Below are 22896 nucleotides of genomic sequence, written 5' to 3'. Positions count from 1 at the left end.
AAGGCGTTGGTAATGAAGCTCTCGGCTGAAATTGGTGAAGTGGAAAGCGTCGATATCGCTGCGCCCAGGCTCGGTGAGATGCTCCTTGCGGACCAGAAGTTGTCGCGCAATGACCTGGAGAGGGCGCTAGAGGTCCAGCGTTCCATGGGCGGTCGCCTGGGGCGCCTGCTTATCAGTCTGGGGCTGGTGTCTGAGGTGGATGTCTACTCCGCACTGTCCCGGCAGGCCGGATTGCCTTTGGTGCGTCAGGACGCTTTCCCGAAGGAAAAGCCGGAAACTTCACGACTGAACACCAGCTTTTTGCTGGCCAACAACCTGCTTCCTTTGGGAAATGCAGAGGATGCAGAGTCCACGCCGGATTTCGCGTCGGTAGATCCGAAGAGCGCGGCATTGCGCGATGCATTGCGCCTGGTCTTTGGGGATGTGCCCAGGGTCTTTTTTGGCCTGGAGTCTGAAATATCCAGTCAGCTCAATGCCTGGTACGTCCAGGAGTCGGAGCCGGAAGGAGAAGTCGTTGCGGACCAGTTTGAGGCTTCGGAATTCATCGAGCACCTGAGGGACATGGCCTCGGAGGCCCCCATCATCCAGCGCGTGAGCCATATCCTCTCCCAGGCCGTGGCGGCCCAGGCCTCCGACATTCACATCGAAACCTACGAAGAAAAATCGGTGGTCCGGATACGGGTGGACGGCGAGCTGTACCCCATTGACGAGATTGATAACAAGGATGCCCCCGCTGTGGTGTCCCGCATCAAGATCCTTTCGCAGCTGGACATTGCGGAACGCCGGATGCCGCAGGACGGGCGCACCAAGCTGCGCGTGCATGGCAAGGAAATGGACTCTCGCGTGTCCACCATTCCCACCATGTTTGGTGAATCGGTCGTCATGCGCTTGCTGGAAAAGAACTTCGACCTGCTCTCGCTGGAGAGCCTGCACTTCACGCCACCCACTTTGAAAACCATGCGTCAGCTGCTCAGCGTGCCACATGGGATCTTTCTGGTGACCGGTCCCACAGGCTCCGGGAAGTCCACCACGCTGTATGCCTCCATGCAGGAACTGGAGGGCGAGAACCTCAAGATTCTGACGGTGGAAGATCCGGTGGAGTACCGGCTGCAATGGCTCAACCAGGTGCAGGTCCAGCCCCAGATCGGGCTGACCTTTGCGAAGGTGCTGCGATCCTTTCTCCGCCAGGATCCTGATGTGATCATGATCGGGGAAATGCGCGATGGCGAAACCGCTGAAATTGCGGTCCAGGCGGCATTGACGGGCCACTTGGTCATGTCCACCCTACACACCAACAGCGCGCTCGGGGCCATCGTGCGGCTCATCAACATGGGGGTCGAGCCCTATTTGATCACGGCGTCCGTCATTGGCGTGCTGGCGCAGCGCCTAGTGCGCAAGCTGTGTGAGGAATGCAAAGCGCCGTTGCTGCCGGACCAGGCGCAGGCTGCCGCAGCCTCCCTGGGCATGGCCATGGAGGAGGGCCAGGTCATCTATCGGTCCGTCGGTTGTTCTGCATGCCGGGGGACCGGCTACCGAGGGCGGTTGGCTGTTCATGAATTGCTGGTAATGTCAGAAGACGTAAAAAAAGTGGTGCTCGAAAGAGGTTCTTCGTTGGGGGGCGGAGATGGCGCCTATGCCGGGGGGAACTTGTTGCAGGATGGCGCCACCAAGGTCTTCAAAGGTCTGACGACTGCGGAAGAAGTCCTGCGCGTTGCGCGTCAAAATGATTGAATTTCAATACGATGGAATCACGTCCGATGGCAAGGCCTGCCAGGGGACGATCCGCGCGCTGAACGTGGAGACCGCGCGACTGCGACTCATTGGGCAGGGCGTGACGCCGGTTCGTATTGCAGACGAGTCGGCAGCAGTTGCCCAAGATGAGCCGCAAAGCCGAGGGGGCAAGCTCAAACGTGGCGAGATCCTTTTGTTCAGCCGCGAGATGGCCCACCTCAAGCAGGCCAACATGCCGCTGGACAAGGCGCTGGTCATGCTCAAGGAGACGGCCAACACGGAGCGGCTGAAAGCGTTCATTGCCAAGGTCGAGGAAGGGGTGCGTGGCGGTAAGTCTCTGTACCAGTCGCTGCTGCCGTTTGAGCGGGATCTTGGGCGCCAATATCTGGTTCTGATTCGGGCGGGGGAAACTTCTGGTTCGCTGCATGTGGTTCTGAAAGAACTCACAGTGCAACTGGAGGCAGAAGACAAGCTTCGCAACTACGTCATTTCCTCCATGACGTACCCCGTCATCTTGCTGATTGTTGCGGTGCTGTCCGTCGTGATGCTCCTGGCATTTGTGGTTCCCCAGTTTCGGGAAATTTTTGATTCCATGGGCGACAAACTGCCTTACTCCACGCGCTTGGTGGTCGATCTCAGTGATCTGATCCGCTCGCACTGGATGGCAATCCTGTTAGGCTTGACGGTGGTCTTGTTCCTGGGCTCCCGCTGGGGCGCGACGCCTGCGGGGCGGTTGCGCGTTGACAGTGTGCTGTTGGGCCTCCCCCTGTTCGGCAAGGTGTTGCGGAATCTGCAGTTTGCTATTTATTTCCGCACCTTCGGCATCTTGCTGCAGCGGGGTGTACCCATGGTGGATGCGTTGCGCATTGCTGTGGACACACTGACCAATACCGCATTGCGCAAGGATATTGAACCTCTGGTGGGCATTGTAAAAACAGGCAAACGACTTTCCACAGGGTTTGTCTCTCCTTACTTCGGGAAATCCAGCACCCCGCAGCTTATTCGGGTTGCTGAGGAAACAGGGCAGCTTGATATTACTCTGCTGGGTTTGGCAGATCGTTACGAGGATGAAGGTCGGCGTACCATGGGGCGTGTTTTGGCAGCCATGGAGCCCTTGATTATTATTGTTTTGGGGGCCTTGGTTGCCTTCATTATTATTGCGATTCTGGGTGGCGTTTTGTCGATCAACGACACAATTTGATTCTGGATTATTTGAGAGATTTTGAAATGAATGTAGTGAATTTTGAACACAAAGCAATGGCGCGAGCGCAGCGTTCCTCCGGCTTCACGCTGATTGAGTTGCTGGTGGTTCTGGTGATTCTGACGTTGCTTGCCGGGCTGGTGGGCCCGAAGGTGCTTGATCAACTCGGCGGTGCCAAGTCCAAGACGGCCCGCATTCAGATCTCGGAAATTGAGCAGAGTCTGGACCTTTTCAAGCTGGATGTCGGCCGTTATCCCAATGATGCGGAAGGGCTGCGTGCCCTGGCAGAGCGGCCTGCAACGGCCCAGGGATGGAATGGTCCCTACCTGAAGAAGGGCCTGCCTTCTGATCCTTGGGGTGCCGCCTATTTGTACAAAAACCCGGGACGCAATGGCGGGCCCGACGTGTTCTCTCTGGGGTCCGACGCCAAGCCGGGCGGTGACGGTGAGAACGCGGACGTTTTTAACTGACGCTCTGTTGCGCTTTCCACTCCCCAGTGCCGTCTGGTGACTTGTTTCGCATGAGCCGCCCTTTGTTGGCGTCAGACCTCCGCATCCGTGGCTTCACCTTGTTGGAGATGCTGGTCGTGCTGGTGCTGGCTGCCATTACTGTATCCGTGGTAGGGGCGGGCGGGCAGGCGTACATGGAGCGGTCACGCTACAACCAGACGGTACGGGATGTTTCCAGCCAATTGAACAAAGCGCGTGCGCTCAGCGTCCAGGAAGGCCGTTCGGTGACCGTGACCTACCAGTCAGACATTCGCAGGCTGGTGGTTGACGGGCGCCTGGCCCTGGAGGTGCCTGCATCACTGGTGGTCCAGTGGGAAGCGATTGAACGCAATTCGCGGACTGGCAAAACTGCAACTGCCGTGGGAGAACCTATTTTTGTGTTCAATTCCGACGGCGGCGCACGTGGCGGGCGGCTTGCAGTGCTAAGAGGTGGGCAGGGCGTCAGCTTTCGCGTGAACTGGCTCCTTGGGACGGTGGAGCAATCCATGGTCGCGGCCCAGTCATGACCGTGACGTGCTGTCTGTTGCCCCTGATTGATCCTATTTTCAAGTCATTCAGGCGAGCGCCACGGAATCAACGGGGGTTCAGTTTGCTGGAGGCCTTGGTCGCCATGGCAATTGCTTCCATTGCGCTTGCGAGTCTTTACCGCAGCGTGGGGCAAGGCTCCAAAAATGTGGTGGATGTGGAGGCTCGGGTGGAGGCCTCTCTCGTGGCCAGGTCGGCAGTGGCTGCTGGAACCTTTGCAGAGGATTTGATGCGACAGGATTCCGGGCGGGCAGGCGATTGGAATTGGCGGATTCAGGTGGCGCCCGAACCGGTCCAAATGATGGACGAGAGTGGTCGCCCGGTGGCCGGGCCACCTGTGCGTGCGGCAAGGGTGACCGTAGAGGTCAGTAAAGATGGGGTGACGGCCGTCACATGGACCACATGGAAGCCCTACAGGTCTGCACCATGACCCACTCTTTTCGAAAAACTTCCCGTGGTTTTACCTTGTTGGAGTTGCTGGTCGCATTGGCCGTGACGTCCGCAGTGGTCGCTCTGATGTTTGCGGGCGTGGGAGTCATCGGGCGTTCGGAAGAGCGCAACCAGCGCGTCATTGAGCGCTCTGAACGCATGTTGGTGGTCAGCCAATGGCTTGGGCGCAAGTTTGACACCCTGCGCTTGTTGAGTCGGCGCGACGAAAACATCTTTGTGAATTTCTTTAGCGGAAATGCTGCGGGTGCGATCTGGGTTGCGCCATTGCCGGAGCGGGGGGATGCTGGGGGGCTCTATGTATTTCGCATGAGCCCCCTGCGCCATGCCGATGGGCGCGTCGATCTGTCGGTAGAAGCCGTTCCTTATGACGGAGCACTGATGGCGCTGGACTGGGGCAAGGCTTTGCGCGAAACACTTCTGTCGGATGTGCGAACGCTTCAGTGGCATTACCAGGACGGACTGACGGGGCAGTGGACTCAGCAATGGGACTCTGCCAAAGCGCAGTACCCGGCACGTATCCGGGTGGAAATTGCCGATGCGCGCGGAGACTGGCCTCCTCTGGTGTTCCCTCTCGCGAGGGCAAGGTGATGAAGCGGTCGAAACACGGCAGCCGGGGCGCAGCGCTGATTCTGGTGCTGTGGCTGGTTGCGTCCTTGTCATTGGTGGTGATGGCGAGTTCACGGGGGATTCGCCAGCAAACGCAGCGCGCAGGGCTGGATTTGGAACGCTTGCGCGCTGAGTCCGTGCTGGACGCCGCGATCCAACTGACTGCGCAGCGAATGATGACCGAAAAGACCGCAGACAGTTGGTACCGCATTCAACGTTTGCCAATGGGGTCGAATGACATCTGGGTGGAGATCACGCCCTCTGGAGGGCTGGTAGACGTTAATGTCGCCAGCGAAGCTTTGCTGCAGGCGCTCTTTCAAAGAGCTGGAGGGCTCTCCTCGGGGGAGGCTGCCATCTTGACCTCACGTGTGCGGGACTTCATCGACCCTGACGACACGCCAGGTGGGGTGGGCGGGGCTGAGGCTGCCCAATACCGCGCTGCTGGCTGGCCCTCCCTGCCTCGAAATGGCGCGCTGGATGACCTTTCGGAACTGAGATCAGTCCTGGGAATGACGTCTGAGCTCTATGAGATAATCGCGCCCCACTTGGGTATCAATGGGCAGCAACGCATCGAAATCGATTCAGCCCCTCCCGCCCTGATCGACGTCCTCACGGGACAGCCAGGTTTGGGGGCGCGCATTCACAACTCCCCACCGGAAACGCGGGCTGGCGTGCTTTTGACAGGAGCTGCAGCCGAATTTTTCTCGCCTGCCCGCGCTGGAGGCGGTCTGACAGTGCGCCTCAATGCTTTTGTGCGGGCTGAAGGTGATCGCTGGTGGCAGCGTGAGGCATGGATCGATCTCAGCGAGCGTCCCGGTGGTCTGACGCCCTGGACAACGCTCTCTTTGGAGCCGACACGCCGCTTAAACAAGCCGGAACAGGAATTCAAGCCATGACAGGTTGGGGGCAGCTATCTCTTCGTGCGCAAAAAACACTGGACCGAATGGCATGGGGTTTCGGTGATCTCAAGCGCGTTCTCATGGAGCATGGCGCCTGGCCTGCAATCGCGAGTGCAGCCATTGCGTCCGACGGAGGGCGTTGGACCATCACTGGAACCCGTGCCCGCAAGCGCGCCAACAATCGAAAGGCTTCCAGCCTGCTGGTACCGGAGTCCGGCTGTCTTTGGGGCACCGTGCAGTTGCCGGATATGCCGCGGCGCTCGTTGGCAGGCGGCGTCGAAGAAGCCCTGTGGCGGGTCTCTCCCATGCCGCCGGAACAGATTGTGGCGGCATGGTGGGCAGAACCTCAAGCCCAAGGTGGTTGGATGGTGGAGTGGGGCATGTGCCGACGCAACACCCTGGCCGAGCAATTGACGCAGCACGGGTTTGCCGAAAATGCCCCTGTATATCTGATGCGCCAGGGGCGCGCGCTTCCCGTCCGTACAGCGGCGTGGCAAAAGCAGTACAACCGCCAGCGTTGGATGGATTGGTTGGGGGTGGGGCTGGTGCTTGTCCTGCTCGCCGCACTGTCATTGCCGGCACTCATGCCTCTGGTCTTGAAGCGCCAGGCGGTGGTCCGCGCTGTGGAGCACGTCAACATGCTGGAGCCCAAGGCGGCTCCCTTGCGCCAGAAGATGGATGAACTGCGCCGCCAGGCAGACTTGGCGGAAGAGCTTCGCAAGAACATCAGTACGGACCTGCCTCTCGCCAGTGTCGTGGATGCGCTTTCCGCCGCTATTCCTGCCGACACCTGGCTGGATCGCATCGAAGTCAACGGTAGCGAAATCCGGATCACGGGATTGACGGCAAATGCTACCGAACTTATTGGGCATCTAGGGCGCCAGCCTGGCCTGGTGGATGTGCGCGCCACCGGGGCAAATGTGCGCGACGGCACGCTGAATAAAGAGCGCTTCACGTTTGAAATGCGCTGGCGGGGCGAGGGAGCAAAACCATGAAAATGAATGTATGGCGCCGTCATTCGGTGGTTTTGCTGCTGGTGCTGTTTGTTGGCGCCTTGGCTTGTGCCGCTCTGATTTACAGCACTCTCTGGGCGCGTTACAACAACGCCCTGCAACAACTGGAGCCCCGTAGCGAACGCCTGGAAGGGGTGGTGAACGCCGGCGCTGAAATCGAAACCCTGCTCAGCGCTGCAAGCAGTACAGTGGCCCCGCTGGTGCACCCTGCTGGCGAAACTTCTCAAAACGATATCCAGCAGAAGCTTCGCCAGATGATCATGGCTTCTGGCAGCACGCTGGTTTCATCCCAGGTCGCGCTGGAGCCTGGGGTGGATGGCAAGCTGGCGCGCATACGCTTGACGGCAACCGTGAATGGTGAATGGGTCAAGTTGGTGAGTTTTATGGAAAGTCTTCAGACGCACCGCCCTCCTTTCTGGGTGCGCACCGCCAACATCACGCGTGAGGGGGCAAGTTCTGGCGCGGGTCCGCAAAATGCACGCCTGTCTTTGCAGCTGGAGGCCCCCTTGGCACCAGAAAAGGCCAAGCCATGATCAAACCTTGGTACGTCGGCCCCGTCCTGGGTGCCGTAGCTGTGGCTGCGAGCGCTTACTGGTGGCATACCGAAAAAGAGCGCTGGAACCCGCCGCAAGCGCGCCGGCCCGATCTTCCAAAGGTTGAGCCCATGCCCCCTGTGATCAAGGTCCGGGCAAAGCAGGCAGTGGAGCGCCCCTTGTTGTGGGCATCGCGGCGCCCGGTGGCGGTGGAAGAAAAAAAGACCAGTTTGGTCACGGAGTTGCTGCAGGCGCGCCTCACTGCAGTATTTGAGTCTGGCAAGGAGCGTGTGGCCATCTTGCAGCGCCCCGATGGCAGCACCCTCAAGATCACCGGGGAAACCAAACCCTGGCGAGTTGAGTCCTTTGATGGCCGCAAGGCTCTCTTTGTGTCAGCTGATGACCAACGTGTAGAGCGCCCGCTGGAAGCGGGAAGTGCGGCGGCCGTGAAAGCCGGACCGATCGGTGACCGCCTGCGCAGGCCTGCAACAAATCAATAAGCCCTAGCGGCGTACCCCAATATTGGAGCTATCTCTATGAATATTCGGCCATCCATCCTCTTGCTCGCATTGCTGGCGGCAGGCTGTGCCAGCACGCAGGGAGGTCCTGCGGCGTCCGGAGTTGCGGACTCCAAGGTCGCAGTTGGCGGAGCACCGGGGCCATCGCAGCCTGTTGCAGCTGCGGCTGCGCCAGTGGCGCCAAGCCCTGCACCGGCGGCGTCAGCGCCCAAGGAGCAGGCGCAAAAGAATGCTTCTTCCAGCACCAAGCTATATCCTGGCAACGACCAGTTTTTCAAGCGCGACAAGGCGCCTGCAATCGATCCCGTGCTTGCCAAGGGCGACAAGGTGGCGCTCAATTTCGAGAATGTCACTGTCAGCAACTTGGCTACAGCGTTGCTAGGTGACCTGCTCAAGCTCAACTACACCATCGACGCAGGTGGCGAAACGGTGGTGAGCCTGCATACGCGCCAGCCGCTGCTGCGCAGTCAGGTGCTGGATGTGCTGGATGCGGTGCTGTTGCCCCACGACTTGGCCATCGTCCGCGACAACGCGGGGGTCTATCACGTGACCAAGCGTACCGTTACCGTAGGCGCGCGCCCGGTGGTAGGGGCGTCCAAATTCAAGGATCTGTCAGGTGCCGGGACGGTTATCGTTCCCTTGAACCACATAGCAGCGGCCGAGATGGCCAAGATTCTGGCGCCTATCGCACCCCGTGAGGCCATCGTCTACGTGGACTCCCTGCGCAACCTGCTGGTGCTGCAGGGCAGCAAGGCCCAGTTGGGTGGTTGGCTGGAAATGGTAGAAGCGTTTGACGTGGACTTTCTCTCTGGCATGTCGCTGGGTGTGTTCGTGTTGGAAAACGCCAACGTCAACGTGGTACGGGATGCTCTGCAGGCGATGCTAGGCTCCGACAAATCCTCCGATCCCTATGGGGGGGCTGGTGCCGCACCTGCGGGGGGGGCGCCTAGCACGTCGGGTGCTGCTGCAGGTGGTGCGGCCGCAAGTGGTGGTGCCAGCGGTGCCGGCGCCCAGATGGCGACCCCTTTGGGTGGCTTGATTCGCGTCTTTCCCGTTGAGCGTCTGAATGCCCTGGTGGTGGTCACGCCGCGCAGTCATTTGTTGGCCCAAGTGGAAACCTGGATCCGTCGCCTGGACCGTCCCACCGATACGCTGGAGGCCAGCCTGTTCGTGTATCCGGTGCAAAACGGCTCGGCATTGCAGCTGGCGGAAATGCTCAATGGCCTTTTTGGTGGGCAGTCCGGGCAAGCCGGCTCGGGTGGCGTCGCGGCGGGCTCGGCGCCCACGCAGTTCTCTCGGGGGGCGGGGGGCTCCGGTCTGGGGACGGGCAGCACTGGCAATACGGGCAGTTCCAGCGGCCTCTATGGCAATAGCAGCAGCTCCGGCACGGGCAGTAGTCCTTTGAACGCCGCGCTGGGTGCTGGCGGAAACAGAACTTCTTCGAACAACACATCCCTTACGTCAACGAGTCAATTGGATGGCAATGTGCGTGTGGTTGCAGACGAGAAGCGCAACGCTCTGCTGATTCGCGCTCCGCGCACCGAATACCGCCGGATCGAGCAGGCATTGCGCGAGCTGGACAAGGCTCCGATGCAGGTGTTGATCGAGGCCAGCATCGTGGAGGTGAGCCTCACGGGCAACCTGGAATACGGCGTTGAGTGGTACTTGCAAAACGGTCTTAGCAGGGGGCGTCAAGGCGAGGCGCTGCTGGACTCCAACAACAGCAGTGGCATAGGCGCCAAAGTACCCGGTTTCTCGTACACCATCAGCAAGGCGGATGTAGTTCGCGCCACGCTGAACGCCGTTGCCACAAAATCGCAAGTGCGGTTGTTGTCCAGTCCGTCTATCTTGGTTCTGAACAACCACACCGCCAATATTCAGGTCGGTCAGCAACAACCCATTCTGAGTTCAACGGCGGCCGCTACGGGCAGTAATTTCATTACTCAGTCCATAACATACAAAGACACTGGCGTACTGCTCACCGTCACGCCATCCGTCAATGCGGGAGGGTTGATCTCCATGGACATCTCTCAGCAAGTCACCGATGTGGGTGAAGAGGATGCTGTGACAAAACAGCGGTCCTTTCAGACCCGGCAAATACAAACGCGTGTCGCAGTGCGTTCCGGCGAGTCCATCGTTCTGGGCGGGTTGATCCGTGAAAATGACAGCAATACTCGTAGCGGGTTGCCGGGGCTTGCGGATGTCCCATTGTTGGGGGCCTTGTTCTCCAACACGTCAAACCAGCGCAACCGCACGGAGCTGCTGGTGTTAATGACGCCCCGCGCCCTGGAGGACGATGATCAACTGCGTTCGGCCAGTGCGGAGATGCGCGAACGCATGCGCTCCTTGTCTTTGCAGGCCCAACCCATGAGTTTCCGCCCCCCAGATGCCCAGTTGCAACCTTCGCGCTGACTGCGCCTGGCTGCTATGGCCCTAGTCAGCGTGGCGTATCCCATATATAGATAGTCAATCAGGAGATTCTTTACATGACAAAACCTGTTACCCGTCGTCATCTCGTCGCGACCTTGGCAGCGCCTGCGGTTTTGGCGGTGCTGGTGGGCTGTGCTGCCACTGGTGGCTCAGTGGTGTCGGCCGAAGATGACCAGGCAGCACTTCTAACGCGCACAAAAGCGTACTGGGCGCTGATTCAGAAAAATGATCGTGTAGGCGCTTGGGCCTATGAGGCGCTGTCCAAGGACCCGGCCGCCACGTTGGAAGGCTACCTCAAGCGTGGGGGCATTACATTTGATGCCGTGGAGGTGCGTGGTGTTCGCAGCATTGAGGGGGATCGCGCTATCGTCACAGTGTGGATGCGCTACTCATTACCATTGTTGCGTGTAAAAAAACTGGAGGCCGTTCTGGAAGACGAATGGCGTCGCATTGATGGTGCATGGCACCATGTACAGCGGCCTAGTGTCATGTTTCCAACAGCGCAGTGATGGTTCGTTGTTTGAGTGCAACAAACTGCCGTGCAGTGGTTTTCTGGCTGAAATAGGTTGAAAAAATCGAAGGTATCAGTATAAGATTGCATCAACCCAAACGGAGTACGGATGGGTTGCAGATCCCGCACAGGGTGGGAAAGCTTCCTTCAATTATCTAAGGACTGAGAAGATGAAAAAATTTGCAATGGCAGCCGTTGCAGCCGCTGCGCTGAGTGCAGGTGTGGCGCAGGCGTACACCGTGGGTACGTACAGCAATGGTTTCGTGGTTCCTAACGTGATCCACAACGGCGATGCCGATACCACCGCAGTGGGTATCGTCAACAACACCGGCAACGTTGTGCCTGTGTTCTGGACGTTCTTTGATGCGAACTCCAACCACGTTACCGACGGTTGCTTCCCCATGACCAACAAGGACTTCGAGCCCTTCATCTGGTCGCAGCAATCTGGCAATGGCTTGGCTGGCACGCGTGGTTACCTGGTGTTCGCTGTTGGTGCAAACACTGCAACCACCAGCGCAGCTACCGCATGTAACGTGGCTAACGCAACGGCTGGTGTGGCTGCTAACGGCCAAATCGGTGCGAGCGCCTTCCACGTGACCACTGGCGCCCAAGACGTGGCTTATGTTCCAGTGATCGACGGCCCTCTGACGCTGGCTACTGGCTCTGATCTGACGATCCTGGGCCCAATGAGCCTGCTGAACGTTGCTGGCGCTCGTTCGGTGACGGGTAACGTTGCTTCGGCAACGCCTGCTTTCGCCATGCGCTACGCTGTGGACAACACCCTGAATGCAGGTCTGGAAACCCGCATTGTGGTGTGGTCGACTGGTGACCATCGTGGTACCCACACGGTCAACATGTACGATGCGGCTCAAAACCGTAAGTCTGTGAACTTCGCTCTGGCTGAAGCCGAACTGTCGTTCTTCAACCCAGAAACGATCCCAGGCCGTCCTGCAAACTTCGCCGATGGTTTCATCGAGTGGTCGCCTATGTCTGCTGAGCCAGCTGACTACCCAGGTACTTCTGGTCAGTCGCTGTTCTCCCTGGGTGGCTCTGTGTTCACGTACAGCGTGATCTCCATGCCTGCCTTCGGCGCTGTGCAGTCCATCCTTGGTACGCACAACTAATTTTTCTTGATATACACGGCGATTTCTGCTGTGTATAAAATAGAAAAACAAGCAGTCCCATTGGGGCTGCTCCAAAAAAATGGCGCCAAACGGCGCCATTTTTTTTGCATGTCTGGGGTTCCTATGAAATTCTCTTGCTCTGTTCCTTTCCGACTTCTTGCTGTGCTGGGTGTTTGGGCTCTGGCGGGTTGCCAAATGCATCCTGTATCTGTTGAAGGGGGAGTGGCCCCTCCCGCCAAGGCGCCGGACACTCAAAAGGCTTCTGATCGAATGGCCATTGAAGCCCACATGGTCTGGGGTGGTGAGGTGCGCTGTTTTGCCAAGGGAGAGTGCCGCTTCGTGTTAGTCGAGCATGAAGAGGGGCGGGTGGTTCTGCACCAACTCAGCGGAAGAACCTCTCGTCAGCTGGATCGTCAACCTGTGGCCTATCATCCGGATTCTGCGGTGTGGTTGTCGGACACTCTGGTGGCGGCAGCTGTTGAAGCTACGGGTAGCCTCGATATCTTCAGGGTTGAGGGCGAGCGCCTAGTACGGATACACCAGGCTCCCGTCGGATTTGCCCCGCGTGATGTCATCTTGGTGAGTGCGTCACAAGGCCGATACAAGTTGTTGGCAACACCTTACAGCGGAAAGAATGTGGCTTGGATCGATTGGCATGAAGACAATCGACAGGCAGCAGTGCCAAAAGCGGTGCGATGGTGTGAGGCTCCGTGGCATCCTGTTCGCGTAACCAAAATTCCTGGCTTGGCAGGGGGTGGGTTTGCCGTCGCTTGTCTTGACGACCGCAAGGTTGTCGCAGTCTCCGATGCAGATCTCTTGGCGGCACCTCGTGTGCTTGCCACTTTTGGTGCCGTCGCTCGCCATGCGCGGCCTTCACCTTCGGGTCAATGGTTGTATGTGGCGCTAGAGACCGGCGCACGCAATGCCCGTATCAACATGCAAACCGGGGAACTCCAATACATACAGTCACCTCTGACGGGCAGTGTTGCTGTCGCTCCACTGTCTGACGATCTGGTGGTGTGGGCTGAAGATGGAAAGATGTATCTGCAGCGCCTTGATGCTGACGCGAAAGTGTTGGAAACGCGCTGGATAAAGACCAGCGGATTCTCTACGGGTCTACAGCTCATCGATGTGGATGGCGATGGTGAGCAGGATCTGGTGGTGCTCAATTCCGTCGATACCGTTGTGGATGTGATCTACGGCCCGCTTTGGAATCGCGCTGTCGAACGTCTTTGAGTTTGTTTTTTTAGTTATTTCTATGACCCCTTCTTTGTGCAACTCGGGCTGGCTTCGAGCCTTGGTAATGTGTGCTGCGGTCGCTGCTGCCTCGCTGGCAAGTGCGTCGGAGACGTTGGTTCGTCTATCCAACGGTGAAACGATCAGTCGCGATGACTTTTCGGCCTACGTGGAGAGGCGGGTAGATCTGCGTGCTTCTAGTCGCAACGTATGGGGTGTGCAAACCGTATTGCGGGAAATGGCCACAGTGCGGGTGCTCTCCCTAGAGGGCGCACAAATCGGGGAGCCGCGCCAAGATGGACGGGAGGAACAGCGTTTCGATGATGTCTATGCGCAAGCTGTCTATGCCAAGTTGCTTCCTGTATGTGCGCCTCCTGCTGACGAGAAGGCATCGCGACAGTACTTTAGCGACAACCCTCAAGCATTCCGGGTGCCGCCGATGGCTCGGCTCAGTCGAGTTATTCTTCCTGCATCCGAGACCCTGGATGGTGAGCCTGCCGCAGCTTGGCTTATGAAAGAGGCGGAAGCCGTTGCGTCGGGGAAGAAGTCGTTTGATGATTTGGTCAAGCAAGCAGAGGCCGTGTACAAGCTGAATCCCCAAGGCGATTTGGGATGGGTTACCCTCTTTGACGAAGATGTGAGTGTGCTGCGTGTTTTGGCTACGACAAAACAAGGGGAGATGGTAGGCCCACTGCGCGAAGGTGATTTCGCCTATCTTTTCAAGGTGAATGAAAAGCGTGAGGGGCGTCAGTTGGCGTGGGAAGAGGTTGCTGTGTCTGTGCCCGCCCGTGCCGTCTCCTTTTGTCGCCAAGAGGGTGTCAAGAAGGTTCGAAGCGATTTGTTTGCTAAGTACGGCGTTGAACTGGATAACGCTGCAATCAGATCGTTATTCTTGAAGCAGCCTCCAGCCAAATAACCGCTGACGTAATTGGAAGCCGGGGAGGGGCGCCACTTTCGGGTGGCGCAGTACAATGGTCGGTTTTGCAGATTGCCATGGCGCTCTGCCAGAAATGTGCAATCTGACGACAAGGCGCATGGCGCTATCTTCCTATTGAGCCCCCGCCAATTCTGCCAATGACTGAAATACGCGCCTCCGTGTTGATCCCCGTCAAGAACGGAGGGCCCTTGCTGGGTGAAGTGCTGGATGCTGTGCTCTCGCAGCAAGCACCTTGGCCATTCGAGGTTATCGTGGTGGATTCCGGTTCATCCGATAATTCTGTGGAATGTGCCCGGCAGCGTGGTGTTCGTGTAGAGACCATTCCTGCTGCAGAGTTCGGCCACGGCCGTACCCGCAATCTACTGGCTTCCATGGCAAGGGGGCAGTTTCTGGTGTTTATCACGCAAGACGCGCGACCTGCGGGCCCCAAATGGCTGTACAACATGGTGCAGGGCTGCGATGCTGAGCCAGGCGTCGCGGGGGCTTTTGGTCCTCATCGAGCCCATCCCCAAGCGCGGCATGTTACGCACTGTGAGCTGAATCAGCATTTTGCCGGCTTTGGTGACAAGCTGTCTGTGGTTCGCCTTGAAGACCCCGCCCGGTTTGCCAGAGATCCTGGTTATCGCCAGTGGCTGCACTTTTTCTCCAGCAACAATTCATGCATTCGCCGCTCGGTGTGGGAGCAATTGCCTTTGCCAGAAGTGGCATTTGCAGAGGACCAGACATGGGCGCTGCGCGCCATTGAGGCGGGGCACGCGAAGGCCTTTGTGCCAGATGCGGTGGTCTACCATTCGCACGATTTCGGTGTGTGGGAGACGTTGCAGCGCAATTTTGACGAAGCACGCTCATTCCATCTCTACTTTGGCTATCGCATTCAGGACAGCTTGGCGCAGGCTTTGAAGTCTGGTCTGTACTTGGCTAAGCGGGATCTTGGCTGGTTGCGCAGCGGGGGGCTGCAGGGCTGGCGCCTTTGTAAAAATGCGATTTACATGGGCTTCATTGAAATGGCGAGGGTTTCGGGACAATACCTGGGCACGCACCATGACCGTTTGCCCGCTTGGCTGCTGCGCTCGGTGTCGCGCGATGAGCAATTGCAGCGTGCGGGAGCTGTCTGACCATGGCGTTGAATCTGTCCAAGAAGATTTGGCGTGTGAAAGAAATGGCGCGCAAGGAAGGCGTTTTTGCCGCCCTGCGTGCTGTGGTGCGTCGCCTGCGCCAAGGCCCAGGGAAGTATGTGGATGTCTTTCGCCACTACGACTTTGCCCTGCCTTATGTCTTGCCTGCCCAGTCGGGTGAGGCCAAGCCGGGCACCTTGCTGTGGTTCATTCCTGACTTCAATGTCGGGTCCGGTGGCCATCTGAACATCTTCCGCACCATCTGGCATCTGGAGCAGATGGGCTACACCTCCAGTATCGTGATCGGCAAGCCCGTCATGCACCACGATGCGCAGGAGGCCCGCGAGGCCATTCGGAAGCACTTCTTTCCGCTTCAGGCGCAGGTGTTGTTGGGTCTTGAAGATCTGCCGCCGTGCGAATTCTCCATTGCTACGGGATGGGACACTGCCTACACCGTACGCGCCTTTACGGGCGCGAAGCACAAGCTCTACTTTGTACAGGACTACGAGCCGCATTTTTACCCCGTCGGGTCGGAGTCGGTCCTGGCACAGAATACTTACAGCTTTGGATTTTTCGGGATCACGGCGGGCGGCTGGCTGGCCAGCAAGTTGGCGAATGAATATGGCATGACCACCCACGCTATAGGTTTTGGTGTGGAACTAGAGCGTTACCGGCGCTTGCCGCGCAGGGAGCCGGAGATTCGCCGGGTGTTCTTCTACGCGCGTCCCCCCACTCCCCGCAGGGCGTTTGAGATAGGACTTCTGGTGCTGAATGCAGTGTGGGAGCGGATGCCCGACGTCCAGTTCGTACTGGCAGGCTGGGACACGGCTGGCTATCACATTCCGTTTCCACACTTGGGGTGTGGAACCGTGGCGCTCGATGATCTGCCGGATCTCTACAGCCAGTGCGATGTGGCGCTGGTTCTGTCGCTCACGAATGCATCGCTGTTGCCCCTGGAGTTGATGGCTTCGGGTTGTGCTGTGGTTTCGAATCGGGGGCCCAATGTGGAATGGCTCCTCAATGAAGACATGGCCGCTCTGGCGGAGTCTTCGCCCGAGGGGTTGGCGGATGCCGTCTGTGACTTGTTGCAGAACGATGAACGGCGCCATGCTTTGAGCGCACGGGCCGAAAAGTTTGCGCGGGCGCAGACTTGGGACATGGTTGCGAAGGACTTTGAAGCAGCCCTGCTGCACGCGCGCACCCAGCAGCAAGTGGAGGCTTTCTGATGCGTTGCGCGATTCTGGGAGGTGCTGGGTTTCTGGGGCGCCATATTGGGCGTGCCATGGCGTCGGAAGGCGCAGAGGTGTGGTCGGTAGACCGGTCATTGTCGGCTGCGGGTAGTGCTCCCTGGCTGGCGGGAGAGGTGCAGGCAGATTGTTTTGACCTGCCCTCCTGGTGGGATGTGGTGGGGGGGGCAGACGTGATTGTTCACCTCGCTTCCTCCACGGTGCCGGCCACGGCCAGTGAGGACCCCATCCAGGATGTCCAGACCAATCTGGTGGGAACCTTGCGCCTTCTTCAGGAGTTGCGCAAAAAGGCCGCGCGCCCCAAGTTGCTGTTTGCGTCATCCGGTGGGGCGGTGTACGGGCGGCCGCAGTATGTGCCTTTGTGTGAGGCCCACCCCACCATGCCCATGGGGGCCTACGGCGCCACCAAACTGGCGATTGAGCACCACTTGCGCATCGAAGAGGCACAGCATGGCCTGCCATGCCGGATTCTGCGTTTGAGCAATCCCTACGGTGAGTGGCAGCAACCCCATGGGGTCCAAGGTGTGATTGCCGTTTTTGCACACCGTGCGCTCAATGCGCAACCGCTGGATGTGTGGGGGGACGGGTCCGTGGTGCGCGATTTTGTTTACGCTGCGGATGTGGGATATGCGTTCGCAGCAGCGGCGCGCCATGAGGGGGAGACCCGGATATTCAACATTGGCGGTGGTGCAGGGCACAGCGTCAACGATATTGTGCACACACTGGAGCAGTTGTTGGGGCATGCCGTAGAACGGCGTGTATTCCCTGCGCGTCCTTTTGACCCACCGGTCAATGTGTTGGACATTCAGCGTGCCCGGAACGAGCTGTTCTGGAAGCCGACGATGGCTTTCGAGGATGGGGTGGCCAAATCGGTCGAATGGCTGCGGACGGTAGCATGACGCGCCCTGTTTCCCATTCCACAGGGGTCTCATCGGCAGCGCCGCGCAATGCGCGCCAGTTGTGGGTGCTTTGGCGGTACTGGATGGTGCGCGAGTTCAAGACGCGCTATGCCGGTTCGGTATTGGGTTTTGCCTGGGCTTTTGTTCAGCCCGTAGCCACGCTGGCTATTTTCTATGTTCTTTTTGGCTTGGTGCTGGCGGTGCGGGTGCCCGGGCTGGACGTGAACAATGGCTATCTGCTGCACCTTCTGGCGGGGCTTGCAGTCTGGCTGCCCTTTACCGATGCCATTGGCCGGGGGGTTGGGTCTTTGGCAGCGTACGAGGACTTTCTGCGCAAGCAGCCTATGCCTGCGGAGATACTGCCCGCAGTGTCCGTTGGAGGTAGCCTGCTCGTTCTGGGTATTGGCTATGCGCTGTTGATTGTCTTGTCGGTGGTGCAGGGTGTGGGGCCTTACGCGTCACTGGCTTGGCTACCGGTTCTGGTGCTGGCCCAGATTGCGCTGACCTTTGGTCTTACGTTGCTGCTGAGCATGGCCCACTTTCTGTGGCGTGATGTGGGCTCCATGGTGGCCTTCGCACTACAGCTCTGGTTCTACCTGACACCTGTCGTATACCCCCTGTCCCAGGTGCCGGAGAAATTCCACAACTGGTTCCTTTTCAACCCCGTAGCTTGCCTGGTCCTGATGGTGCAGAGCACTGTATTGCATATGCCGGTACCGCCAGGAGCCCCCGTGGCCTTGGCCGTATGGGTATTGTTGCTGGGTGGAGGGGGGTGGTGGTTCTTCCGCTCAATGAAGTCTGCACTGGGCGAGGCCTTGTAAAGCCATGACGATCCGCTTTGAAGGCATTGAAAAGACCTATATGGTCTACAGCCGTCCGCAGGACCGGCTTTGGGAGTGGGTGACGCGTAAGCAGCGCCACCGTATACATGTCGCTTTGACCGGGGTGGATTTTGAGGTGCAGGCCGGCGAAACGTTTGGCCTCATCGGTGAAAACGGTGCGGGCAAAAGCACCTTGCTGAAAATCGCGGCAGGCACCATCCGTCCCACCCGTGGGCAGGTGTTTCAAGAAGGCCGCGTTGCCGCGTTGCTGGAGCTTGGGGCGGGGTTTCACCCGGAGGAGTCCGGCTACGACAACATCCGCTTCATGGCCGCGTTGCATGGGCTGGAGGGCGCCGCCATGGAGGCCTTCGTTGTCCGTGCCACTGCGTTCTCGGAGTTGACCAAGGAAACGCTGGAGCGGCCGGTGAAGACCTACTCATCGGGCATGTTCATGCGGCTGGCTTTTGCCGCTGCGACGGCCATCGATCCGGATGTATTGATCGTGGACGAGGCGCTCTCCGTGGGGGACCTGCATTTCCAGAAGAAGAGCCTCAATCGTATTCTGGAGCTTCGTGAGCGAGGCGCCACGGTGCTTTTCTGTTCCCACAACCTGTATCAGGTACGAAGCCTCTGTCAGCGGGCGGCATGGATACACGGCGGTCGCGTGCAGGCGATCGGAGCTACCGAGGACGTGGTGACCGCCTACGAATCCCATGAGCGACGCAGGTATGCCCACCTGCGCGTCGAGGCCCATGAGGCTGCAAAAAAGGATGAAGCAGCGCAGCCCGCAGCGGCGTCTTCGTCGGGAGCGCCATTGGTAAAAATCGCCGGCCTGACGATCGAAACGGGGGACGGCATCAACCCTGCGCAAGTGGATTCGTTTCAGGATCTGTCGGTAGAGATCGAGATCGAGTCCTATGGGGACGCGCCGTTTCATGTGTTGTTTGCAATTGTTCGCCCGGACAAGGACAACGTTTTTGGCACGAGCACGCAGTTTCGTGCCGAGGGTAAGCCGCTGCAGGGCACTGGCAGCCACCGCATTCGTGCCCGGTTCCCACGCTTGCCGCTTCTGTCTGGTGAATACCTCTGGAGCGTGTATGTCCTGGATGATTCAGGTATCCAGGTGCTGGACATGGCCGAACTCATCCAGCCTTTTACCGTGCTGAACCAGAAGCACCGGGAGTTTGGTGTTGCCTGGCTGGAACACGAATGGGTGCTGGTGGAATGACGCGAGCCTGGTCTCTGGACCTGCTTTTCCCTCTCATTGCCCGGCTGCCTACGACCCTGCCCTGGCGGCTGGTCGGGCGGATAGGGCGGGAATCAGCGGCGGAGCGCGAGCACCTGCTGCGCTGGCTCGAAAGCTTGTTTGCCCGGGTCTTCCCGCAAGCCACGGGGGGGCAGCATGCGCAATGGGCTCGCGCCCACTTGGACATGTTAGCGCAGGAGATGGTGGATGCCATGGCCTTCAGCCGCCTGGGCCGTTCCGGAGGGCCGACCATTGATCTGCAAGGTGCCGAGTTTGCCAAAGTCCTGGCTCGTCAAGGCAAGGGCTTCATACTGGTTCTCAATCACTATGACCGGCTTCTGACGGCCCCGGTTGCTTTGGCGAGGGAGGGTGTCGCCACCAATGTTCTGACCATGCCGGTCTTGGACAACCCGGAGCTTGAGGCTGCGCAGCGCCGTTTTTTGCTGCGAAAAATTCAAGGCTATACCGAGGTGACCGGTGGAAAATGGCACACCACGAGTGAAGGGCTGCGCCCGGTGCATGAAAGTCTGCGGGCGGGGCAAGCGTGGGTGATTCTGGCTGATGCATGGCGACCTGAGTTTGGCCGTTTGCGTGGTAACCCTTTTCTGGGCGGAAACCTGAGTCTGCCCACAGGTATTGAGCGTCTGGCGCAATCCACGGGCGTTCCGTTGCTGCATGCTGTGACTTATTCCCGACGCCCTGACCATCTGGAGGTTGTCGTCGAGCCATTGCCGGAACATCCCAGGCAGGCGATCGATAGAGTCATCCAGCGGCTGGAGCAGGATGTTCTGGCCCGGCCTTGGGCATGGTGGCAGTGGGGATTGTGGGATCAGATGTGGCAGCCCGAACCGGCGCCAAAGGCGGAGGGAAATCCATGACCAATATTGAGCGATACGACTACGCATTCGACCCGGATGGTGAGGAGTGGGCCGCTCGGTTGTTGCGCCGCGTACCACCAGGTGGCGGCTCGGTCTTGGAGCTTGGGCCGGGCCCTGGCGCCATGACCCGTGTTCTCCTGGCTCGGGGCTATCGCGTCACGGTGGTGGAAAACGACCCCGAGGCGCTGGAAGTGCTCAAGATACTGGACGTGGAGGTCATCCCTGGAAATCTGGACAGCACCGACTGGTTGGATGCGCTCAAGGGTCGGCAGTTTGATACGGTGATGGCGTGTGATGTGCTGGAACACCTCAGAAAGCCCGAAGATGTGCTGCAGCGGTTGAGTGAGTTTGTCGCGCCCATGGGCTGTCTACTGATTTCCGTTCCGAACATCGCCTATGCCGGGGTGCTGGCTTCTATGCGAAGCGGCATCTTTGACTATTCCGACAAGGGCCAACTGGACAGGACCCATGTCCGTTTCTTTACCAAACGCAGCATGGAGAAGATGTTGCTGGACTGCGGATGGGCTCCCCGGGTCTGGGAAGCCAACAGGGTACCCGTTGAATGCAGCGAATTCGCCGGCTACTGGAGCGCCCTGTCGGGCGACCAGCGCCAGGCGTTGTTGGCTGGGTGGCAGGACTTTGACGTCTACCAGTGGATGGTGGTGGTCACGCCTTCTGTGGATGCCCCAACGTGGGAGCTGAAAGAGGCTCGGGGCATGGCGGAAAGCTTGCGCGACGAGTTGCAAGCACTGACGGTGCTGCACCAGCGCGAACGAGCTTCGTTGCTGGAGCACCAGAAGGCCTTTGCGGAAGCCAAGGACCTCATTGGGAAACTCCAGCAAGAGATCAATGAGTTGCGCACAGAGGTGGGTTCGCTGCGGTCCGAAAAGACACTGGTGGAGTCTGAGCTTGCGACCACGCAAATAGCGTTGCAGGCCAGGACGGCGGAGCTGAACGATCGCGCATGGCGCAGCCGTTGGCGCAGGCTCATGGGCTCGCATCACAGCCGGTGAACATGACGGACATGCTGCTGGGAATTCCTGCTTTCACGGCGTCACACGCAGGTGTGGATCGCATGGGCGCCGAATGTCGGATCGACCCGTCCGTCTCGGTCATGCGTTTCGGCCAGCGCTCCGATGTCTTGTGCCTGGCCGACGGGGTCAGTATCTATGCCCAGACACGGCTGGTGCTGGGCGATGTGGTGGCAGATCCCTGCGTGGGTATCCGCATCGGAGCCCGTACCATCGTCAATGTGGGAGGCTATCTGTCGGGTGAAGGTGGCCTGGAGATTGGTGAGGATGTCCTGATTGGCCCCCATGCCAAGCTGCTGTCTGCCGGCCATGCCATCGATGGGGGGGATGTGGTGATTGCGCGCAACCGAATCACCCGGGCAAGAATCGTTGTGGAAGACGGCGCCTGGATCGGTGCTGGCGCGATTGTTCTAGAGGGCGTGACGATTGGCCGTGGCGCGGTCGTGGCAGCCGGGGCGCTGGTACGACAGGATGTCCCGGCGGGCATGGTGGCTGCAGGTATGCCCGCCCGGCTGATCCGTTCAAGGCGGGGGGAGGCATGGCCGGAGCCTGAGCCCGAGGCAGCGGCCTCCTGGTTTCAACGGGTCGGTGCTGGGCTGAAAAGTTTCTTTCGCGAAGGGCGCGAGGTCAAATGAGAACCATGAGTCTGTTTTGGAAGGAGTCTGACGAGCGCGACCTCCCATCGCTTGGGACGGTCATGCGTGGTGTCATGCTCTTGGTTTTTCTGCTTGGGGGATGGTTGCCATCCTCCTGGGCGAACCAGGTGTGGGAGTTTGTGGATGGGGAGGGCGTAACCCACATCGGCAATGTGCCTCCTTCGGCGGCTACGCGGGGTGTGATCTGGCTCAGCCGTGTGCCTCCCGCCTCGGTGGTGAAGGGCAAGGATCGCAGCCCCTCTGCACTGCAGTTTCCAGGCTATGACGACGTCAAGCAGCACCTGGAAGCGGCGGCGGTGGCGCAGTCGCTGGACCCCGCATTTGTGATTGCCGTCGCGGCAGCAGAGTCGGCCTTCAATGTGAAAGCCGTTTCGCGCAAAGGTGCGTTGGGGCTGATGCAGGTCATGCCGGCAACGGCTGAGCGTTATGGGGTTGCAGCGCGCCCTTCGTCAGACGGAGAGCATGCCGCGATGGAACCCAAAGTGAATGCGCAGATTGGCACCCGCTACCTGGCCGATCTGCTGCGCATGTTCGATGGCGACAAGGAACTGGCGCTGGCGGCGTACAACGCAGGGGAAGGTGCCGTGATCAAGTATGGTCGGCGCATCCCTCCGTATCCCGAAACGCAGCAGTACGTGGAAAAGGTGATGCGTTTTTACCGTGGCTTGCTTCGGTAGTGGCCCCGGGTTCTGACCGCATGAACCTCTCCATGGCCCCCTCGGGGTTGTCGGGGAGACGGCCTGATTCAGGCTCGGACCTTCGTGGTGGCGTCTTGCCAGG

General features: G+C 59.2%; 24 protein-coding genes. All 24 read left to right on the top strand.

Annotated features, from left to right (window positions below):
- Window positions 1–12: 12 nt before the first annotated feature.
- The 24 genes from LPA35_RS14175 (at window position 13) to LPA35_RS14060 (ending at window position 22793) form a co-directional block, all read left to right on the top strand.
- Window positions 13–1731, top strand: coding sequence for a GspE/PulE family protein (locus tag LPA35_RS14175; RefSeq protein WP_228897416.1), 1719 nt, complete (start codon window positions 13–15; stop codon window positions 1729–1731).
- Window positions 1724–2932 (top strand): type II secretion system F family protein, encoded by a 1209-nt coding sequence (locus tag LPA35_RS14170; RefSeq protein WP_228897415.1) that lies wholly within the window; start codon window positions 1724–1726, stop codon window positions 2930–2932. Before LPA35_RS14175 ends, LPA35_RS14170 begins: the two co-directional genes overlap by 8 nt.
- A gap of 26 nt (window positions 2933–2958) precedes the next feature.
- Window positions 2959–3402 carry a type II secretion system major pseudopilin GspG gene (gene gspG / locus LPA35_RS14165; RefSeq protein ID WP_055396821.1) on the top strand — a complete coding sequence of 148 codons (444 nt, stop codon included), beginning with the start codon at window positions 2959–2961 and terminating at the stop codon, window positions 3400–3402.
- Between the two features lie 50 nt (window positions 3403–3452).
- On the top strand, window positions 3453–3947 hold the full coding sequence (locus LPA35_RS14160; protein ID WP_121422234.1) for a GspH/FimT family pseudopilin: 495 nt from the start codon (window positions 3453–3455) through the stop codon (window positions 3945–3947).
- The gene (locus LPA35_RS14155) at window positions 3944–4396 is read left to right on the top strand and encodes a prepilin-type N-terminal cleavage/methylation domain-containing protein (RefSeq protein ID WP_055396819.1); all 453 of its coding nucleotides are present in this window, start codon (window positions 3944–3946) and stop codon (window positions 4394–4396) included. Before LPA35_RS14160 ends, LPA35_RS14155 begins: the two co-directional genes overlap by 4 nt.
- Window positions 4393–5004, top strand: coding sequence for a prepilin-type N-terminal cleavage/methylation domain-containing protein (locus LPA35_RS14150; protein WP_121507613.1), 612 nt, complete (start codon window positions 4393–4395; stop codon window positions 5002–5004). The genes LPA35_RS14155 and LPA35_RS14150 overlap by 4 nt, the downstream gene beginning before the upstream one ends.
- Window positions 5004–5918, top strand: coding sequence for a general secretion pathway protein GspK (locus LPA35_RS14145; RefSeq protein ID WP_121507612.1), 915 nt, complete (start codon window positions 5004–5006; stop codon window positions 5916–5918). Before LPA35_RS14150 ends, LPA35_RS14145 begins: the two co-directional genes overlap by 1 nt.
- Window positions 5915–6916: a PilN domain-containing protein gene (locus LPA35_RS14140; RefSeq protein WP_228897414.1), complete on the top strand. Its 1002-nt coding sequence runs from the start codon at window positions 5915–5917 to the stop codon at window positions 6914–6916. Before LPA35_RS14145 ends, LPA35_RS14140 begins: the two co-directional genes overlap by 4 nt.
- On the top strand, window positions 6913–7467 hold the full coding sequence (gspM, locus tag LPA35_RS14135) for a type II secretion system protein GspM (RefSeq protein ID WP_228897413.1): 555 nt from the start codon (window positions 6913–6915) through the stop codon (window positions 7465–7467). Before LPA35_RS14140 ends, gspM begins: the two co-directional genes overlap by 4 nt.
- Entirely contained in the window at window positions 7464–7967 is a 504-nt protein-coding gene (locus LPA35_RS14130) for a hypothetical protein (RefSeq protein WP_228897412.1), read from the top strand. Before gspM ends, LPA35_RS14130 begins: the two co-directional genes overlap by 4 nt.
- Before the next feature lie 36 nt (window positions 7968–8003).
- Window positions 8004–10397: a type II secretion system secretin GspD gene (gene gspD, locus LPA35_RS14125; RefSeq protein WP_228897411.1), complete on the top strand. Its 2394-nt coding sequence runs from the start codon at window positions 8004–8006 to the stop codon at window positions 10395–10397.
- Window positions 10398–10471: 74 nt separating this feature from the next.
- Window positions 10472–10924, top strand: coding sequence for a hypothetical protein (locus LPA35_RS14120; RefSeq protein ID WP_228897410.1), 453 nt, complete (start codon window positions 10472–10474; stop codon window positions 10922–10924).
- A gap of 172 nt (window positions 10925–11096) precedes the next feature.
- On the top strand, window positions 11097–12050 hold the full coding sequence (locus tag LPA35_RS14115) for a hypothetical protein (RefSeq protein WP_228897409.1): 954 nt from the start codon (window positions 11097–11099) through the stop codon (window positions 12048–12050).
- Between the two features lie 123 nt (window positions 12051–12173).
- Window positions 12174–13286: a VCBS repeat-containing protein gene (locus LPA35_RS14110; protein ID WP_228897408.1), complete on the top strand. Its 1113-nt coding sequence runs from the start codon at window positions 12174–12176 to the stop codon at window positions 13284–13286.
- 22 nt (window positions 13287–13308) lie between these two features.
- Complete coding sequence (locus LPA35_RS14105) at window positions 13309–14202, top strand: peptidyl-prolyl cis-trans isomerase (protein ID WP_228897407.1); 894 nt, start codon at window positions 13309–13311, stop codon at window positions 14200–14202.
- A 158-nt stretch (window positions 14203–14360) separates the two neighbouring features.
- Window positions 14361–15338, top strand: a complete 978-nt coding sequence (locus tag LPA35_RS14100; protein WP_121422242.1) for a glycosyltransferase family 2 protein — start codon at window positions 14361–14363, stop codon at window positions 15336–15338.
- Window positions 15339–15340: 2 nt separating this feature from the next.
- Window positions 15341–16564: a glycosyltransferase family 4 protein gene (locus LPA35_RS14095; protein WP_228897406.1), complete on the top strand. Its 1224-nt coding sequence runs from the start codon at window positions 15341–15343 to the stop codon at window positions 16562–16564.
- Window positions 16564–17484 carry an NAD-dependent epimerase/dehydratase family protein gene (locus LPA35_RS14090; RefSeq protein WP_228897405.1) on the top strand — a complete coding sequence of 307 codons (921 nt, stop codon included), beginning with the start codon at window positions 16564–16566 and terminating at the stop codon, window positions 17482–17484. Before LPA35_RS14095 ends, LPA35_RS14090 begins: the two co-directional genes overlap by 1 nt.
- Window positions 17481–18305, top strand: a complete 825-nt coding sequence (locus LPA35_RS14085; RefSeq protein WP_228897404.1) for an ABC transporter permease — start codon at window positions 17481–17483, stop codon at window positions 18303–18305. Before LPA35_RS14090 ends, LPA35_RS14085 begins: the two co-directional genes overlap by 4 nt.
- Before the next feature lie 4 nt (window positions 18306–18309).
- Window positions 18310–19533, top strand: a complete 1224-nt coding sequence (locus tag LPA35_RS14080; RefSeq protein ID WP_228897403.1) for an ABC transporter ATP-binding protein — start codon at window positions 18310–18312, stop codon at window positions 19531–19533.
- Entirely contained in the window at window positions 19530–20429 is a 900-nt protein-coding gene (locus LPA35_RS14075; RefSeq protein WP_228897402.1) for a lysophospholipid acyltransferase family protein, read from the top strand. Before LPA35_RS14080 ends, LPA35_RS14075 begins: the two co-directional genes overlap by 4 nt.
- On the top strand, window positions 20426–21442 hold the full coding sequence (locus LPA35_RS14070) for a bifunctional 2-polyprenyl-6-hydroxyphenol methylase/3-demethylubiquinol 3-O-methyltransferase UbiG (RefSeq protein WP_228897401.1): 1017 nt from the start codon (window positions 20426–20428) through the stop codon (window positions 21440–21442). The genes LPA35_RS14075 and LPA35_RS14070 overlap by 4 nt, the downstream gene beginning before the upstream one ends.
- Window positions 21443–21444: 2 nt before the next feature.
- Window positions 21445–22095, top strand: a complete 651-nt coding sequence (locus tag LPA35_RS14065; RefSeq protein WP_228897400.1) for a DapH/DapD/GlmU-related protein — start codon at window positions 21445–21447, stop codon at window positions 22093–22095.
- 5 nt (window positions 22096–22100) lie between these two features.
- Window positions 22101–22793: a lytic transglycosylase domain-containing protein gene (locus tag LPA35_RS14060; protein ID WP_370641451.1), complete on the top strand. Its 693-nt coding sequence runs from the start codon at window positions 22101–22103 to the stop codon at window positions 22791–22793.
- The last annotated feature ends 103 nt before the right edge of the window (window positions 22794–22896 follow it).

This window comes from Acidovorax sp. Leaf73 (assembly GCF_916855635.1).
GTDB classification, from domain to species: Bacteria; Pseudomonadota; Gammaproteobacteria; order Burkholderiales; family Burkholderiaceae_C; genus Acidovorax; species Acidovorax facilis.
This window is presented reverse-complemented; position numbering and strand designations above follow the sequence as displayed.